Annotated in this window: 11 protein-coding genes and 1 tRNA gene; 7 read left to right on the forward strand and 5 right to left on the reverse strand. The window is 60.8% G+C overall.

What is annotated here, in order from left to right; all coding sequences use genetic code 11:
- Positions 1 to 48: 48 nt before the first annotated feature.
- Positions 49 to 1,821, forward strand: a complete 1,773-nt coding sequence (locus tag PLL20_06195; protein ID HPD29566.1) for a tetratricopeptide repeat protein — start codon at positions 49 to 51, stop codon at positions 1,819 to 1,821.
- Between the two features lie 174 nt (positions 1,822 to 1,995).
- On the opposite strand, the gene PLL20_06200 is transcribed toward PLL20_06195, so the two are convergent.
- Both PLL20_06200 and PLL20_06205 read right to left on the reverse strand, forming a co-directional pair.
- Entirely contained in the window at positions 1,996 to 4,449 is a 2,454-nt protein-coding gene (locus PLL20_06200; protein ID HPD29567.1) for a hypothetical protein, read from the reverse strand.
- A 224-nt stretch (positions 4,450 to 4,673) separates the two neighbouring features.
- Positions 4,674 to 6,914 (reverse strand): M48 family metalloprotease, encoded by a 2,241-nt coding sequence (locus PLL20_06205; GenBank protein ID HPD29568.1) that lies wholly within the window; start codon positions 6,912 to 6,914, stop codon positions 4,674 to 4,676.
- A 297-nt stretch (positions 6,915 to 7,211) separates the two neighbouring features.
- Between PLL20_06205 and PLL20_06210 the strand changes: the two genes are divergently transcribed.
- From PLL20_06210 to PLL20_06225, 4 genes are all read left to right on the forward strand, one after another.
- The gene (locus PLL20_06210; protein HPD29569.1) at positions 7,212 to 8,066 is read left to right on the forward strand and encodes a hypothetical protein; all 855 of its coding nucleotides are present in this window, start codon (positions 7,212 to 7,214) and stop codon (positions 8,064 to 8,066) included.
- Between the two features lie 18 nt (positions 8,067 to 8,084).
- Positions 8,085 to 8,747 (forward strand): hypothetical protein, encoded by a 663-nt coding sequence (locus tag PLL20_06215; GenBank protein HPD29570.1) that lies wholly within the window; start codon positions 8,085 to 8,087, stop codon positions 8,745 to 8,747.
- A 237-nt stretch (positions 8,748 to 8,984) separates the two neighbouring features.
- A tRNA-Asp gene (locus PLL20_06220) sits at positions 8,985 to 9,058 on the forward strand.
- A gap of 499 nt (positions 9,059 to 9,557) precedes the next feature.
- Positions 9,558 to 9,842 (forward strand): hypothetical protein, encoded by a 285-nt coding sequence (locus PLL20_06225; GenBank protein ID HPD29571.1) that lies wholly within the window; start codon positions 9,558 to 9,560, stop codon positions 9,840 to 9,842.
- Positions 9,843 to 9,863: 21 nt separating this feature from the next.
- Here the strand turns inward: PLL20_06225 and PLL20_06230 are convergent, their stop codons facing one another.
- Both PLL20_06230 and PLL20_06235 read right to left on the reverse strand, forming a co-directional pair.
- Positions 9,864 to 10,427 carry a hypothetical protein gene (locus PLL20_06230; GenBank protein HPD29572.1) on the reverse strand — a complete coding sequence of 188 codons (564 nt, stop codon included), beginning with the start codon at positions 10,425 to 10,427 and terminating at the stop codon, positions 9,864 to 9,866.
- A gap of 166 nt (positions 10,428 to 10,593) precedes the next feature.
- Positions 10,594 to 13,863, reverse strand: a complete 3,270-nt coding sequence (locus tag PLL20_06235) for a glycoside hydrolase family 2 TIM barrel-domain containing protein (protein HPD29573.1) — start codon at positions 13,861 to 13,863, stop codon at positions 10,594 to 10,596.
- Between the two features lie 288 nt (positions 13,864 to 14,151).
- Here PLL20_06235 and PLL20_06240 point away from each other — a divergent pair, with 288 nt between their 5' ends.
- Both PLL20_06240 and PLL20_06245 read left to right on the forward strand, forming a co-directional pair.
- A complete protein-coding gene (locus PLL20_06240) occupies positions 14,152 to 15,177 on the forward strand; it encodes a Gfo/Idh/MocA family oxidoreductase (protein HPD29574.1) in 1,026 nt (341 codons plus the stop codon).
- Between the two features lie 36 nt (positions 15,178 to 15,213).
- Positions 15,214 to 16,311: a Gfo/Idh/MocA family oxidoreductase gene (locus PLL20_06245; protein ID HPD29575.1), complete on the forward strand. Its 1,098-nt coding sequence runs from the start codon at positions 15,214 to 15,216 to the stop codon at positions 16,309 to 16,311.
- 93 nt (positions 16,312 to 16,404) lie between these two features.
- On the opposite strand, the gene PLL20_06250 is transcribed toward PLL20_06245, so the two are convergent.
- Positions 16,405 to 16,635 (reverse strand): heavy-metal-associated domain-containing protein, encoded by a 231-nt coding sequence (locus PLL20_06250; GenBank protein HPD29576.1) that lies wholly within the window; start codon positions 16,633 to 16,635, stop codon positions 16,405 to 16,407.
- Positions 16,636 to 16,899: the final 264 nt, after the last annotated feature.

The following is a 16,899-nucleotide window of genomic DNA, read 5'->3' on the forward strand; positions in this document are numbered from 1 at the left end:
CCGGGCCCACGCCATGATGCGGGAGAAAGCTGAGCGGGAGCGTTGCGCATGACCAAAATGAAGAGATTCAGCCTGATAGCCAGACAAACGGCGTTTGTGTCCGTGCTCCTGGTCGGATGTGGATCGTCCGACTCCACCAGGGAAAAGCTGATGAACGTACCCGGCAACTCCGCGCAGATGCCTTCGTGGGAAGCCACAAAGCAGAGCGAAACGGGAATGCCGGACATCGCACCGGAAACCTACGTGGCCGCCGGCCGCATGCACGAGTCGCAGGGTCGCCTCACACGCGCCGCTGCCCAGTATCGCATGGCGATCCAATTGGATCCCAGGCACGTCGAAGCACATAATCGGCTCGGACTCGTCCTCTGTCAGATGCAGCAGTTCAAGGAGGCCGACGCCGTACTCGCCAAAGCCGTCGAGCTTGCTCCCGGAAGACCGCACCTTCACAACAATCAGGGTTTCAGCTTTCTGGTCCAGATGCGCTGGACGGAGGCCGAGCAAAGCTTCCGAAAAGCATTGGAACTCCAACCCGATTTCGCCCGCGCTCATATGAATCTGGGCATGGTCCTTGCTCAGCAGGATCGATTTGACGAGGCAATGAGACACTTCCTGGCCGTCGTCCCCGTCGAGGACGCCTGGTTCAACATCGGCCTTATGTATCAGTCCAAGTCTCGACCCGCCGAGGCCGCCCGAGCCTTCAAGACCGCCCTGAAGTACAACGCCAAAATGGCCGCCGCACAGCAGTGCCTCAACAAGCTTCCTCAGGAAATATCCGGCAGCGCCACGCCGTTTGATAGCTTGACCGCTCTGGCCGCGACGCCGAAGGTGAAACCGCTTCCCGAGCAACCGCAGCCGCCGGTTGAGTCCCTGATTGTCGCCACTACTCAACCCGAGGCCGACGGGCAGCCGCCGACTGTCCAACCGGCATTTGAAGACATTCGTACGGCCGAGTCTCCCGATCTGACCTTCGAAGAACCCTTCGAGTCACCATCGGAAATGCTGGAAACGGCGCAGACGGTCGAGCATGGGCCGTCGACGCCTATCCAGGAATCGTCGGCTCTCCATCAAGTGCCCCCAACAGAGGCGCTCGCCGAAGTAATCGAACCAACCCCCGATTCGTCGCCGGCCCCCCAAGAGGAAAAGTCGATCCACGGCAGGCCCCTCGATCCTCAGATCCTTGCCGCCCTGATGAACACCGACCCGTTCAATATCAACGATAACCTGCCGGAGATCGATCCCCTCGCCGAATCGCCTGATCAGGAGAATAACCAGGTCGAGCCTGCAACTGAAACGCCCGCTGTGGCCGAACGCGTTGAGACGACGACTCCCCCGATTGCGAATACGACCAGCCAACCGACGTCTATCACCTACGATTTCCTCGGCAGCCAAGCCCCGAACGATCTGTTTGCCATGAACTGGATGTCCAAGAATGCCACTGATGAACAGTTCGAGATCGTTCTATCGGTTCCGCCTCCTTTGCCCCCGGCAGCGCGGAACGCCGTACTGATATCAACTCAACCTACCACTGAGGCTCCCACTCCTGAAGAGCTCCGCACCGTCGTCGAGGCCTTGCTGCAATTGAGCCATTCGCCGACCGACGCCATGCCGAAGCCGTACAGCGTGCCGACGAGTACCCGTCCCGCCGCTGGTGGGCCGCAATCCCAACCCGCCACCGGCCGGACCCCAACCCCCCGACAACCCGACGTCACGGCTGGGACGAACGTGCCTGATCAGGACGAAGTCTGGCGCCGGCCTCTGTGGGACGATCTCGAAGCCTTCGGACCCGAGGAGCCGTCGGGTTCGACAACCCCCGACGACTGATCATGTGAACGGAGCTTCTTCCGTCAGCAAACCAGATGCACGGCGACGGCCGATCCTTGTGATCGGCCGTTTTGGTCTCTTCCGTCGCGACAGGCACGCGTTTTGCGCGCATGTTCTTGGGTCACAAGACGCTTTGCTTGCGACCCGAAAAAACCGTCCGCCTCAGTCCGTTGCTCACGGAATGACCTTTTCGCCCGTCAAAGACGGCACCAGCTCGATACTCCCCGAACGACCGTCCCACGCAACAGGTTTGCCGTTCACCCTGACGGCCTTGAGCCCGGGCACGGGTGGGACATGAAGAAGAACCTTCTGGGGCGGCCGGCGGAAAGATGCCCGGTATGTCACTTCGAGCATCTTGCCTTCCCGGTTGATCCGGGCCTTCACCGTGACCGGCCCGAACGCCGTCGGCATCTTCTCGAATCGCGTCTCGCGGTCGGTCCGTAGCCATGCCCGCGGCATGATCCGCAGCAAGTGCAGCGCTTCCGGTTCGATCTGGTCGTCGATGATCGCCAGGCGTGATAAATAGATGGCCAGCGGTGCCGAGAACACGTTGCCGGTGATCCCGCCCCGGCTTTCGCAGGACACGAACGTCTCACGCGAGACCGACCCCGCATAAAGGCTGTACATGCCTTCCAGAAACTGATACCGCTCGTTCATCGCGTGCGAGTGGAACACGTTCCAACTGTAGCACGGCTCCCAACTCGACATCTCGTGACGCAGGCCGGGCATCTGTTCATATAACGGTTCCTCTCGGAGCATCGCCAGTTGCGGACCCTCTCGAAACCAGGCGATCGCTTCCCGTGCCAGCTCGTCGCGGGCATCCACAAATCCCGAAAACACAAGGAACAGCGGACCGGTATCTAGGTAGAACGGGTGTCGCGGATCGACTTCAGTCGCACCCCCCAACGCGGCAGGGACCATCCGGTGTGTTTTGCCCTTGCAATCCGTCCACGTGGGCATCTCGGCCGCTTTGGCTCGCAGAGCCGCGACAAAAGTCCGTTGATAGTCGCGAGCCTCGGCGGCGAATTCCTCTGTACGCGGATGCCCCGCTAACCGCAGCACCTTGACCGCCGACGTCAGACCCTTGTACATCCACCCGTCATTCCATAGGCCCTGGATCTGTGTCTGCATGTCGGTGGCCACCGCCGGGGGCATGACGCCGGGCACCCCTTTGTGCCCCTGCATGCGCCGGGCATCCTTGATGAAGTCGCACGCCTTCTCGATGGCCGGCAGCCAGCGGCGGGTGAACTCCTCATCGCCGGTCATCAGCGAATGCTCGGCAACACTGTACAGAATGGCCCCGTGGTCGCTCAGCCAGTCGATCGCCGACAGGCCCGTCGAGGCGCTCAGATAGCCCGGGTGCTTCTCAAAAAGATCTCCGGGCGGTTTGAATTGGCCCTGGCCCACTCGAAACTGCTCCAGGTGCGCTGCAACACTGTCGTGATAACCCATCGCATCCAGCAGCATCGTGCACGCCATCGCTCCGGGCGTCGGCCACAGATACGTGTATTCGAGAGAACCGCTCAGGAAGGTTGGCAGCCCGTTGGACGGATTGATCTCCGAAATCATTTCTGCCAGCCGGATGCTGTGCTTGATGGTGTTGTTGACCAGCGCTTCCGGCGTGTCCACCACGGCGGCAGTGGCTGGGACGATCGCCCAGAAAGCATCCGCCTCCGCCAAGGCCCCCTCAAGGCCAAGCATCAACTCGGCGTCGAAGACCTCACGCTCCGTCGGCAACATCGGAACGAGTACGTCAACGTGATTGCCGGGCTTGACCTCCATGGTCAGCGCAATCAGCGAGTCCTTCTCCGTAGGCTTGCCGGGCGTGAAATTGATCTCGACCGGCCGGCCTCTCGCAACACCAAGCCGGACCTTGCCCCCCTCTTCCAACAGACGCCATCCGTCACCCGCCGGCTCGGCGGTGAGCCTCCGCGGGTAGGCCGACCGGTCGAGGTGAAACTGGATGTTGTTCATGTAGGTCATGCCCGCCGAGATATGCGGTGCGTTAAGCTTGATAAGGAAGGTGTGGTTCTTCTCCGCCGGTACGCCCGGGCAGATGCTCGCGATCGACAATCGTACCCACGCGAAGATCGGCTCAGTGCCGCTGGTCAGCCGCTTCCCTCCGGGCACGTGGCCGAACACCTCCTGGCGCAGCGACAGGCCGTGCTGAGTCCATTCACTCCGTACGATCGGCGCTGCATGTGCCTCGTTCCAGCACTGGCGGACCATGGTGTCGTCCCGGTGAATGTAGCCATAGTTGCGCCACTTGCCGTCGTAGGAGGGCTCAAAGGCCAGTTGCACGCCCTGGTTCTTCCATTTCTGTGTTCGAGGGTTCATGTCCGGCTGAGCGAGGATCGTGCCATTGAACAGCACGTTGAAACGGAAGGCGTGGTCCTTCCAGCCGACCGGAGTCCAGATGTCCCGCAGATCCGGCCACCACGCGCAGGCAATGTCGGCGTTAGGCTCACAGGCCCCCCGTCTGGCAACCTCCGCTTCCCGCCAGGCTCGATCGACATCGAGGCCGTTCGGCCCGGTGGTGCAGCCGATGGTAATGGTAAGGACCGGCAGAACGACAAGACATGAACTCAATCGGCCGACCGACGCGCCTGCCGGGTGGATGGTAAACATGGTCATTCTCCTCGTCTGGGACTTCTCGAACGTGACCGGGTACCGCGCGAGCACGCATGCCAATGCCCAACTCTTATACGCCGCGCCCTGAAGATGTCCAGTTGGCGCCCCAGGCACGGCGATTCGCCATACCATGTTCTCAAGTATTGCATAGCCTTGTCTTCGAATAGCTCGCGGTGCCGCTACGAGCTTCCAGGGCTGTTCGGCGGGCCGACTCTGGAGGATTACTGAACGCCAGGCCGGTCGGTCGCTGGGGCGTCTTTGGTAACGGCAAGTGGCTGGAGGCCGACCACTGCCTCGACCTGTTCGCCGATGCGGGCCAGCTCTCCCATAACCCTGACGTAAAGTGCAAAAAGATTGTCCAGGCAGGCACTGACGGCCGCGCCCGTACCGGTCAGGTCGTTGACGGACGGGACGATACCGATGGCATACTGCGCGACAGAGACCGGACCACCTGCGTGCTCATACGGATATGGAACCTCTTTGGTCGCTTCTCGCAACTCCGCCAACGCCCGGTTCTGAGTCTCCAGCAATCTCAAGGTCTGGGCGATCAGCGCATCTTCCTCGTACCCGCGGCTGATCGCGTCTTCCATTGCCCGAAGCGAGTTCTGGTTGAGCCGCAGGCTCGTCAGAAGATACTCGGCTCGATACAGGCCGGCCGTCACGTCGAGCAGTTGCTCGCTCTTGGCCCGCAAAGCGCCCGCGTTCTCTAATCGAGCGGCCACCCGGTCACACTTGAGCAAGGCCAAAGCGGCTTCCAGTCGAACCGCAAAGACGGCCTCGATCTTCAGCAGACGTTCCTCGACTCCCTGCCGATCGCGCTCAGCCCGGCGACCAACTTCATGTGCCTGCAAGGGGTCAGCTTTCTTGAGTCCAATCATCTCCGGATCGACGCGGAACCCGGCCTTGAGCAGGCACTCTGCCTGACGGGCGTTGCTGATGGTCTGGTCAAGTTCACGTAACCGACCGTATTCCTTGCGGATCGTATGCTGCGAACGTTCGAGAGCGCAGCGAGCGCGTTTGAGCCGCTCCAGGCACTCCCTTGGAGGCAGGTCGAAGACTGGAGAGAATCGGTCGATGCGGAACGGCCGTGTCACAAAATCCAGCGTGGTCCAGAACCGCCGGGCAGCCTCCAGCGTCTCGTCCAGGAGCCTGCGCTTCTGATCCACGTCGCTTCTTGGAAGAAGGTGTTCGCGGCGGACCTCCGGGCCGATGAGGCCCTGATAGAACGTAAAGGTCACCTCACGACAGAGGGCATCGAAATCCACAAACAGCACCGACGCGGGCTCCGCCAGATGGAAGATTCCAGGCTCGTTTTCACTGCGTGTTCGTTGGATGCGTATGCGGTCGGAGGGATGTGTCGCGAGCATGTACGTTCTGGATTCGGAAATGCCTTTCTCGATCTCCTGCCGGGCCTCCGGTGACAAACGTTCGGCCTCGGCCACAATCAGCGCGGGCAAGTCTTCCGGCAAGCGATGTTCCTGCCAACAATGAGCGATGAACGCAAACGCCGTCTGGCTGGCCTTCGCCAGAGCGTGCAGCCTCTTGAGGCTCGACTCGGAGCACTCGCTTCCACAGATGCGTGCCCAGTACCGATCGGCGTCGTACTCCATCTGTCGAAGGAGACTGCAGCTCATAGCATAAGCGACGATCATCAGCAGCCACAGGATTCGTCTGGTCAGCCAGACGAACAGCCTTGCGACGAGGAAGAAGAGGCTGAACCATCCCTGTTCCTGTGAGAGAGCGATCAACCGATCGTCCCAGGTGTCTCGCTGGTAGACGACGCGGGCGAACCACCCGTTGACGCAACCGATGATGTACGTCAAACGCATGCCCGTGCCCTGACTGAAGTGGCCTAATTCATGGGCCAGAACGCCCGCGAACTCGCGAAGCGACAGGCCGGCCACCAGCGGGGCACCGATCCGCAACACCAGATCGCGTCCGAGAAAGCTGAGAAAACCTCGCCGGAAGAAAGCGGCGGCATTGATGTCGCAATCGACGTCGATACGTCGCGGAACCGGCGCCCGGACAACCTCACACAGCTTCTCTACAAAGGCAAATAAGATAGGTTCGTTCTCGCGTACGAATGAGAGCCGCCGCTCGCTGCGGGCCGGCCGGGCAAACAACGGCTTGACCATGAACAGCAGGAGAATCATCCCGATCAGGATCGGACCAAAGTACGCTGCCAGCCTCAGCAGCATGATCACGAACACGGTTCGTCTGTGCACAGCAGAAGGCAGGCTCAGAACATCGATATTGTGGATGATGTGGTAGTAGATCCCGTAGCCCGTCAACGCGATGAAGCCGAGATAAACCAGGGGCAGGAGCAGAATAACCGTCGCGACGATCAACAAGCCCAACAGATAGAACGGAGATTTCCAGACGCGCGGGATGGAACCGTCGAATGCCGCGAGCAGTCTCTCGGTCAGGGCTTGTCGCTGCTGGGCGGTGGTATCCGGAGGCATCGACTCACACCTGTTGCGGCAATCGATGGAAAACGATACTCTTGCGGAGCCTGCGACGGCGGCCGCCACGACCGCCGACACGCCGCAAGTCTATTCTCAACGGGGCTCTTGAGCCACGTTTCCTGGGAGGATGGCACAAACCACAAAAACGGCGCGAACCGGTGGTCGGCGGGAACGTAAATACGACATGCCCGGCAGGCGGAATGCGAGGCCGGCATCGCATTGGCGAGGCAGGCGCGGTCCGGTAGTGATACCCGGCTCGGGCCGGTCCCTCTTATCCTTTTCGGAGGACGAAATATGTTGTCGGCGTTCAAGCAGCTCGACGAGCTGTTGCGCGGTCGTATTACATCACCAGGACGTCTGGCGGAAGGAAAGGTGGAGCTGTCCCTCAGGCGTTTCGTGCCGCTGGCCGTTGGTCTGGGGGCGAGCTACGGTTTCTTCATGGGCTGGTACGCCCTGTCTATCTACTGGGGCGGAACCAGCCCCGAGCCGCAAAGGTGCTGGCAGCTCCTCGCAAGCATGGTCAAGCTTCCGGCCTTGTTTCTGCTGACGTTGATGGTCACTTTTCCATCGTTGTACGTGTTCAATGCCATGGTGGGCTGCCGCTTGAGCTTCACGGCCACTCTGCGCCTGCTCGTCGGAGCGATTGCGGTCAACGTGGCCGTGGCTGCTTCATTGGGGCCTATTCTCGGGTTTTTCACCGTCAGTACGACCAGCTACCCGTTCATGGTTCTGCTCAACGTCGCATTTCTGGCGGTGGCCGGCTGCGTGGCCTTGGCTTTCCTGCTGAATACGCTCCAACGGCTGGCATATCCGGTCGTCCCGCCACCCGCGCCAACATCACCGCCTCCGCCTGACGCCCCCACCGATATGGGTCGGTCGTCACTGGCAGAGTTCTCAACCGCCCCTCCGAGAGAACTCGGCCCGCTGGACCCACAACCCTCGCCGATGCCCGACTACGCGATAGGACAGGCTAAGACGATCTTCCGGATCTGGCTGCTGATCTACTGCCTGGTGGGAGCCCAGATGGGCTGGGTGCTGCGACCCTTCATCGGCAACCCCAACATGCCCTTCAGTTGGTTCAGGCCGAGGTCAGGCAATTTCTTCCAAGCGGTGTTCCATCAGATTCAAGCGTTGCTGGGGTTGAATTGAGTCCGGGCGTCTGTAACGATGCGAACCGCGCTGGCACATGCCGATCTCTTCCTGCGAGGCAGCGGACCGTTCCTGCCGGAGCAGGCTGCCTCACGGCCGGGGTGGTGGCTCCCGCTGATGGTAGTCGCTTTCTCGCCGATCTACGGCGCGTTCATGGGCAGTTTCGATCTCGGCTCGGCTGAACGGCTGCTCATAATAGCTTACAGCGGCGCCAAGGTACCATTGCTGCTGTTCGCGACGACCGCACTGTGCCTGCCCGGATTCTTCGTGCTCAACACCGTGCTCGGCTTGCGGGACGACTTCCGCGAGGCCGTGCAGGCCGTTCTCGCCGGCCAGGCCGGGCTGAGCATCGCCCTGGCCTCGCTCGCCCCATTGACGCGGTTCTGGTACTTCTCGTGCGGCAGCTACCGGGCAGCGCTGCTGTTCAACGCCGCCATGTTCACGGTCGCGACCGCGGCGGGTCAAATCATCATGCTGCGTTACTACCGACCACTGGTCCGCCGGAATCGCCGCCACCGGCTGATGCTCATGGTCTGGGTCGGCCTCTACGCCTTCGTGGGGATGCAGATGGGCTGGATGCTCCGACCCTTCATCGGCGATCCCAAAGCACCCGTCGCCTTCTTCCGCCAGGAGCCGTTCAGCAACGCCTACGTGGTGATCGCGAGACTGATCTTCCGTTGAAGCGTTCGGTTAACGAACGCTCTGACCGGCACGCAGGCCGCCCGAGGGATGACCCCGAGGACGGCTGTTCGCAGGGAGCGCGTGATTGCCGTTCCAAACAGGACCGCATAAACGGCGAACCGGCCAAGGACAATGGCAAAAGCAAACTACTTGGACACAGGACCGACCAGAACCCGCCAACCTTGACTTGAACCCCCCGCAGGATATACTCACGATAATCCCGCGGGGAAACCCGAAGGGGCCGTAGCTCAATTGGCTAGAGCATCGGACTGTCGATCCGAAGGTTGCGGGTTCGAGCCCCGTCGGCCTCGATGATGTAAACCTCCGTAGGTGAGCGACTTACGGAGGTTTTTTGTTGCTCTCAGACAGGATCCTCCTTCGATTGAACCATCAGATTCCGGCTGAATCAACCGTCAGATATCGCCCTCTAACGTGCCATCGAGGATGCCTGACGGTCAGTTGCTCAAAATGGCTGTCTGGTCTTTGGGGCAAACCGCTGGTTAACAAGGGGAATGTGTTAGTGTCGCTAAACAGTCTGGAGCAGCACAGGGGCATTTCCAGAACATTGGGGCACGGGGCCCCCTCTACGACATCTTCGCGGGCCTCATCCATACTTGCCGGCTCAACGATGTCGATCCCTTCGACTACCTGACTGAACTGCAACGCCACGCCGAAGACCTCGCCGCCCAACCCGAAAACTGGATGCCCTGGAACTACCGCAAGACAATCCAGGAGACCGACGCCGACATCCCTGGCTGATCCCTCGTCACTCCGTCCCGCCCCGGGCACGCCGTCCAAGATTACCCATGCTTGCGGCAAGGACACGACGTATCCCACAACCCGCACGACAACTACTGGTGCCTCGAACCCGAGCGGACCATCGACTTCATGCAAACGGTGAACAAACCCTGGATCCCCTACAAGATCCTGGCGGCCGGGGCGATCGAGCCCGAGGCTGGTTTCCGGTACGCGTTTCAGAACGAGGCCGACTTCGCCTGCGTCGGCATGTTCGATTTCCAGGTGGTTCAGGACGTCAATATCCTCGTCGGCCTGTGGCCGGACGCGCAGAAAAGGAAACGTCCCTGGCTGGCATAGCAGACGGCTCGGCCGAGTGCATCAGGGGCCCTGCAAGAACCGCCGCACGCCCTCGCGCATCGCCTTGACTCGCTCGGCGGTCATCTCCGCCGGGATCTCGCGGTAGATGTCCGTGATGTCACCGGCGCGATCGCGGAGCCGCTCGCAGAACTGCCGGGCGGTCAGGCGATCGCCCTGCAAGAGCTCCAGTCGTTTGCACCACCGCTCGTCGATCAACAGGTTCCATTCCTGCTTGCGGGACGGGGCCTGCGGTCGATAGGACGTATCGATGACGTCGTCGCACACGCCGCCCACGTTGTGCTTGCACGGCCCGCAAATGTCATCCGCTCCCAGCTCCATGACCAGCATGACGTCACGGTTACTCAGGATTCTCTCGGCGACCGTGTGAACAGCGTGGCCGTACGGATGCGGCTTGAATTCTTCTCCACGCCCATACGACGTAATGATGTCGACGAAATGATGCGGCTTGATACGAATCGCTTCCGGATCTTCCGCGCTGCGGCGGCTCGGGTCGAGGCAACTCCGGGTGCCGGAGCCACACCCCCAGAAGAGTACGGGCAGCAAAAGCAGGCTTGGACGAATCATGGACCGTGATCCTCCTGACGATGACGTCTATTCGTGCGCCGGTTACCGTGTCACTCGGGGGCACAACAAACATAGACGCTCGCGCCGACATCTTCAATGCCGGACGACCCCGCCTGATTCAACCACGCCGATGATGCCAAGAAGGCCCGCGGACCGCGTCGTTTGACTATTTCACCAGCACCGTCAGCCCGGCGTCGATGTACTGCCCGCCTTCGGTCTGCCGGCAGTGAATCGCGATGATGTTCCTGCCGGGACGCAGGGCGGACAGAGCCTCGCGGCCAAGCGGTACGTCCTTGTACTGCGTGACAAAACCCCTTTGCCTGATGACCTGCTTGCCGTTCACGAACACTTCGCAGTTCTCATCGTGGTAAAGTCGCCATTGGCCGGCAACGATGGTGGCCGGGTCCTCGATCGTCACTTCGGTCCGCAGCCAGATGTCCTGGCTTGTCCAAGGCGTCCTGATGATCGTGTTGGGCGTACCCTCCTTGCCGAAGCCGCTCCTGCCGGTCTTCCATTGCCGGTCATCGAAATCCGGCTGGTTCCACCTGTCGTCCGGCCTGTCGGTGGTCCATCGCCAGGTATGACCGCCGCCCTCGGCCGTCGGCAGCAGCGATTTCGCCCGATCGGCGAACCGGTTGACTGCCGCCGTGGAACGAGCGGTGAACGAAGCTGGCGGCTGTGGCATCTCGTCTCTGGAATAGACGACAAGCGTCGGCATGACCGGATAACACCCAAGCGCGTCGCCGAAAATCGCCAGGCCGCCCTTGTTCTTTGCGTCGGCCGGAACCTCGAAGCGAATGGTCAGGACACCGTCCTTGGCGGCGTCGAAGATCCGCTTGACTATTGATTCGTCCTGAACATTCGCCGTTACCAGGAACCCGTATGAGCCGGGGTGGTACTGCCGATGATGCGACAAAACTCCACGTGCGTCGGCCGGATCGTCAGGTAACGTTTCACGATGGATCTCCACGCCGTTGATGCTGATCCGCAGATCGCTCGGCCACTTTTTCACATCGGTCTGCGGGTAGTCAATGTCTTTCTTGCGCTCCGGCCAGTCCAGCTTCTCGTCCCCGGCCTTGGCCGAGACCTCGGCCGTCAGATCGAGACCAACCAGGCCGTCCGGGCTTTTAATCCCTGTATCGATCTGGTACTCGATGTAACCGCTCCACCGAATGCACGCCTTGTCAGCGCTCACTGCCACCGGCATCGTGGTCGGGTCTTCCTCCCACTGCCAGGCTGAAAAGTCACCTGGCCGGAAACGCAGGAAGCATGCCTTGCCCACAACCTCCGCCGCCGGAGCGCTCCGCCGCACCAGCAAATTGACGTAGTTGCGGGCCAAAATGTCGTCGCCGTCCACCAGTTCGACCAGCAGGGCCCCAACGACCGGCCCCACCCCCCATTCCGCAGAGACGTTGATCGCCGGTTGATCGACGACCTCGTACGGCTTCCAGATGGCCGGCTGTGTCTTCCGCTCCTGACCCTCCCACTTCACGCCGTCCCGATCGATCCAATCCACTCGCCGGCGAAGGGTCAGTGCCTTGGCCTGTTTGTCGGACCAGTGGCTGATCTTGATCGGGATCTCGCGGGGCTGACCATCCTTCAGTTCGATCACCGGCGGGGCGTCAATCACCACAAAGTCCGGGCTGTTGATATCCGCCAGCGAGAATCCGGGGAACCAGAAATCGTAGCCGTACTCCTTGGGCGACCGGTCGTAATTGACGTAGCCGTTGTGCTCCCACTCGATGTCCGACAGCTCGGTGTAGATGTAGCCGCAGATCTTGTCGTGCTTGCGCAGCTCGTTGGTCAGGTATTTGAAGCACCAGGAAATGTCCTGGTCGCCGTGACCGGCGCTGATCCCGCCGTACTCGCTGTTCATCAGCGGAGCGTCCGCCTGCCTGCGCCCACCGATGTAGTTGAACGTCGAGCCCGGATAAGTCTTGTCCACGACCTCCTGAATATGCTTCTTCGCCTGCTCGTAGTCATTGATGTAGAAGTGCCACGAGTTGATGTCGGTCACCACGTGGTCGTACTTGCAGGGCGAGTTGTCCTCGACCAACCGCGTGGGGTCCAGCAACTTGGTCAGCTTGTATATGTTCTCGACCCACTGCTGGCGTTCCTCGCTATATGGACCGGGATTGTCCAGGCCCCAGGTCTCGTTGAAATCCACCCACGCGAAGATGGCCGGGTGATTGAAATCGCGGGCCACCGCTCCGTGCAGCATCTCTTCGTACCACTTGCGGGCCTGCCCCGTGTTGTTCCAGAAGTTCGGCATGTCCTGCATGATCATCACGCCGAGCTTGTCGGCCCAGTACAGCTCGCGCGGCACCGGGGTTTTGATGTGAATGCGCAGGAAGTTGATGCCGATCTTCTTACAGAGCTCGTAGTCGCTGCGCATCACCGCGTCGTTCGGATATTGATAGATCCCATCCGGATGGAACGACTGGTGCAGCGCCCCGCGGAGGTAGATGGGCTTGCCGTTCAGGCAAACGTACTGATAGTCGCGACCGGGGGCAGGGCCGACGGAGATGTCGCGCAAAGCGAAGTAGCTCTCGACCCGATCCTTACTCCTGGACGCCAGCTCGGAAGAGATCTCAACGGCAACCGGGTAGATGTGTGGACTGTCAGGGCTCCACAGCCGCGGCTCTTTGACCCTGATCTTCGCCGATCGCGGTTCTCCGGAGGTGTCGCCGCCGCTTGCCGAAAGGCTGACTGCTACCGTGTCGAATGAATTGTCAGGGCTCGTGACGAGCAGACTGTTGATGCCGCTTCCGATGCATGAGACTGCAAATCTGACCTCGCCGGTCTTGATATCGGGGTAGGCCTTGATCCAGTTGATGTATCTTGAGGGCCGCGGCTCGACGTAGACCGTCTGCCATATCCCGCTGGTTCGGGTGTACCAGCCGATCTGCTTGCCGGTCGGTTGCTGGTCGTCGGTGACATCTTTGGCGCGGATGACGATCGCCACCTTCTCGCCGGGCTTGGCGAACTGCGAAAGGTTCACCTCGAACGGCAGATAGCCGCCGACGTGCTCGGCGGCCGGCTGGCCGTTGACCCACACCCTCGCTTCCCAGTCGCACGCCCCGACGATCAACCAGGCATCCTTGCCCTTCCAGCCTTCGCCATCGGGCAGCGCGATCTCGCGCGAGTACCAGGCTACGCCCTTGTAGTCCTTGTCGCCGATCCCGCTCAGCTTACTCTCCCACGGAAACGGCACAGTGATTTTCCTGGAAAAAGCATGCTGGACTGGAACAAACCACTGCTCCTTTTCACCCACATCCTGCGGATCAAAGTCGAAGTCCCACTGGCCGTTAAGGTTGACCCACGGGCTCCGCTGAAAGTCCGGTCGCGGGTGCTCGGGCCACGGGATGTCGGCGGCGAAGGCGGTTATGCTGAATAGTCCTGTGACGATGATGGTGTTTGGAATTGCGTTTCTCATGTCGCCAGAATGTAACGCACGAGAAAGCCTTTCGCCAGCGGGCAGACCCGGGTACCATTTCGGTGCGATCCCGGGCCCGCTGGGGAGGCCTGGAAATGACGAATGACGAAACCAGAATGACGAACAAAGCCAATAGAAGTGGTCAGTGCTCAGTTGTCAGTAACCGGTTTCTTCAAAGCCCCCGAGACTGAAAACTGATGACTGACAACTCGATTCCGACATTCGGGTTTTGTCCCCGGCTCGTCGCGTGCCCCAAAGCATCGCACGCTTGCGTTATGGAGAGATCTCATGATTCGCGTAGGCCTGATCGGCGCCGGTTTCATCGGACGCAACCACTTCAACCAGTACGAGAAGATGCCCGAACGGGTGACTCTCATCATCTGCGACAAGGAGCCCGATCGCCGCGAAGGCGACTGGTCGAAGGTCGGCGGCAATATCGCCGACTCCAAGGGCAGTAAGCGGGACGTGAGCCATCTGCAGCGATATTCCGACTGGAAGCAGTTGATCGCCGACCCGAACGTCGACGCCGTGGACATCTGCGTTCCGACGCCGCTGCACAAGGAAATCACCTTGGCCGCCCTGCTGTCAGGCAAGCACGTCCTGTGTGAAAAACCCATGGCACTGACGGTTGAAGACTGCGATACCATGCTGGCCGCCGCCGCTAAGTCGAAGGCCAGGTTCATGGTCGCCCAGGTGATCCGCTTCTGGCCGGAATACCGCTTCCTTCGGCAGATTGTCGAGAACCGCCGGTACGGCCAACTGAAGGCTCTGCACCTCCGCCGCCAGGCCGCCACCCCGGGCTACACCTTGAACAACTGGGTGCTCAATCCGAAACTCTCGGGCGGGGCCGTCCTCGACCTGCACGTGCACGACGTGGATTTCGTCCTCGGGCTTCTGGGCAAGCCGAAAGCCGTCTGCGCCCAAGGTCACATCAAACCCAACGGCAGTTGCGACCGCATCCATGCCCAGTGGTACTACGATGCGGTCCCCCTGGTTCAATTGGAGGGCTGGTGGGACATGCCGGGAAACTTCCCCTTCAACATGGGCTTCACCGCCGTCTTCGAAAACGGCGGCGTCCACTGGGACATGAACACCGGCAAACCGCTGGCCGTTTATGAGAACGGCAAGGACCCCTACACGCCGGAGATCCCCACAGAAGACGGCTACTATGCCGAGATTGACTACTTCCTCAGTTGCATCGAGCAGAACCGGGACCCGAAGCTGACCACGCCGAAAGAAAGCCGCGACGCCGTGGCCCTGGCGCTGGCCGAACAGCAAAGTGCGGAAACAGCTCGACAGGTCGAGATTACCTGAAGCCAGTCTCATCAACATGCTCTGTGGAGAGGTCAAATGAACAAGGTCAAGGTCGGTATCATCGGCTCGGGTTTTGTTGCAGATCTGCATGCGGCGGCTTTCAAGATGATCCCTGAAGGCGAAGTCGTCGCCGTGGCGTCGCCCTCCCCCGGCAAGGCGAAAAAGTTCGCCGAGGAGCGGGGCATACCGAAAGCCTTCCACGACTATCATGACCTGCTGGCTGTGAAAGATATCGAGATGGTCAATCTGTGCGTTCCCAACGACCTGCATGCCGAGGTCGCGGTCGCCGCGGCCAAGGCCGGCAAGCACGTCGTCTGCGAGAAACCGCTCTGTCGCACCCTCGATGAGGCCGACGGAATGATCGCCGCGTGCCGCGATGCGGGTGTTCTGCTCATGTACGCCGAGGAACTGTGCTTTGCGCCCAAGTATGTGCGAGCCAAGACCTTGGTCGACGAGGGCGCCTTGGGCAAGGCGTTCCTGGTCAAGCAGAGCGAAGAGCATTTCGGTCCGCACATGCCGTGGTTCTGGGATGTGAATCGCTCGGGTGGCGGCGTGCTGCTGGACATGGGCTGCCACAGCATCGAATTCGCCCGCTGGGTATTCGGCAAGCCGGCCGTCAAGAGCGTCTACGCTCAAATGGGCACATACGTGCACGCCGACAAGACCAGGGGCGAAGACCACAGCCTCTGCATCGTCGAGTACGAAGGCGGCCGCGTTGGCTTGGCTGAGAACAGTTGGGCCAAGCAAGGGGGCGTCGACGATCGATGCGAGATCTACGGCTCAGGTGGCTTCACGCGAGCCGACCTGCTCCGCGGCAGCGCCCTGCTGACCTATAGCCAGCCGGGTTATGGGTATGCCGTCGAGAAGGCCGCTACCACCAAAGGGTACACCTTCACCATGTTCGAGGAAATCTGGAACTACGGCTTCCCGCAGGAAATGGCTCACTTTTGCCGATGCGTTCGCGGACTGGAAAAACCCATCGAAACGGGCGAGGACGGACGCGAGGTGCTCAAAATCATCCTGGCAGCCTACCACTCCGCTGGCACTGGCCGGCGAATTGAATGGCCATACCAGCCCCCCAAAACAGACAAGCCCATAGACCTGTGGCGACAGATCGACACCCCAAAACCATAAGTGCTGCAAAGGAAAGGCCTTACGGCTTGACGGTACGTGAGGGCATATTCTGCCCGTCCGGAACCTCAGTCCGCCAACCAGATGAGGTGAATCTTACGCTTCAGCGTCCGACGGCTTAAAACCGTCCACCTGAAGCCCCACCTGCTTCACCGCACTGATCAGTTGTTCAACCTTGGCCTGCTCGTCGTGTTCGACGCAGGCGCTGCGAGACTGCACGTCAATCGCCACCCCCGTCACGCCCTTCGTGGCCTTCAAACTGCGGGCAACGTTCGACGCCGACCTCTTATTATGCAGCCCTCGAATAGTCAGAATTGTTCTGGTCACAAATGCAACTCCGTCATCATTCCTTTCTGTGGCATGGGAAAGGCCATCATCCGGAAGGCTTGCCCTGTCCCCTGCCACTTGAAAATCGACCAAAGCCTGAGGCTGCCGCGGTTCCACGGCAACCAGGAACCGGCGCCCTCGTCGGGCTCGGCTTCCACTGCCTCGCCGTCGGTCCCACCAAAGCAGACGCTTATCAGCATCGAATTGGCCATCTCCCTTGTCAAGGTGGCGTGCCGACGTTGCACCCGCCCCTTGAATCGGCCG

The organism is Phycisphaerae bacterium (assembly GCA_035384605.1).
In the GTDB taxonomy this organism is placed as follows: Bacteria; Planctomycetota; Phycisphaerae; order UBA1845; family PWPN01; genus JAUCQB01.

What these genes read in the sequence shown, in the direction of transcription:
- PLL20_06215 (HPD29570.1), top strand. Translation starts at nt 8,085, where the DNA reads ATGCGAACCGCGCTGGCACATGCCGATCTCTTCCTGCGAGGCAGCGGA.
- PLL20_06230 (HPD29572.1), bottom strand. Translation starts at nt 10,427, where the DNA reads ATGATTCGTCCAAGCCTGCTTTTGCTGCCCGTACTCTTCTGGGGGTGT.
- PLL20_06200 (HPD29567.1), bottom strand. Translation starts at nt 4,449, where the DNA reads ATGTTTACCATCCACCCGGCAGGCGCGTCGGTCGGCCGATTGAGTTCA.
- PLL20_06235 (HPD29573.1), bottom strand. Translation starts at nt 13,863, where the DNA reads ATGAGAAACGCAATTCCAAACACCATCATCGTCACAGGACTATTCAGC.
- PLL20_06195 (HPD29566.1), top strand. Translation starts at nt 49, where the DNA reads ATGACCAAAATGAAGAGATTCAGCCTGATAGCCAGACAAACGGCGTTT.
- PLL20_06205 (HPD29568.1), bottom strand. Translation starts at nt 6,914, where the DNA reads ATGCCTCCGGATACCACCGCCCAGCAGCGACAAGCCCTGACCGAGAGA.
- PLL20_06240 (HPD29574.1), top strand. Translation starts at nt 14,152, where the DNA reads ATGATTCGCGTAGGCCTGATCGGCGCCGGTTTCATCGGACGCAACCAC.
- PLL20_06245 (HPD29575.1), top strand. Translation starts at nt 15,214, where the DNA reads ATGAACAAGGTCAAGGTCGGTATCATCGGCTCGGGTTTTGTTGCAGAT.
- PLL20_06210 (HPD29569.1), top strand. Translation starts at nt 7,212, where the DNA reads ATGTTGTCGGCGTTCAAGCAGCTCGACGAGCTGTTGCGCGGTCGTATT.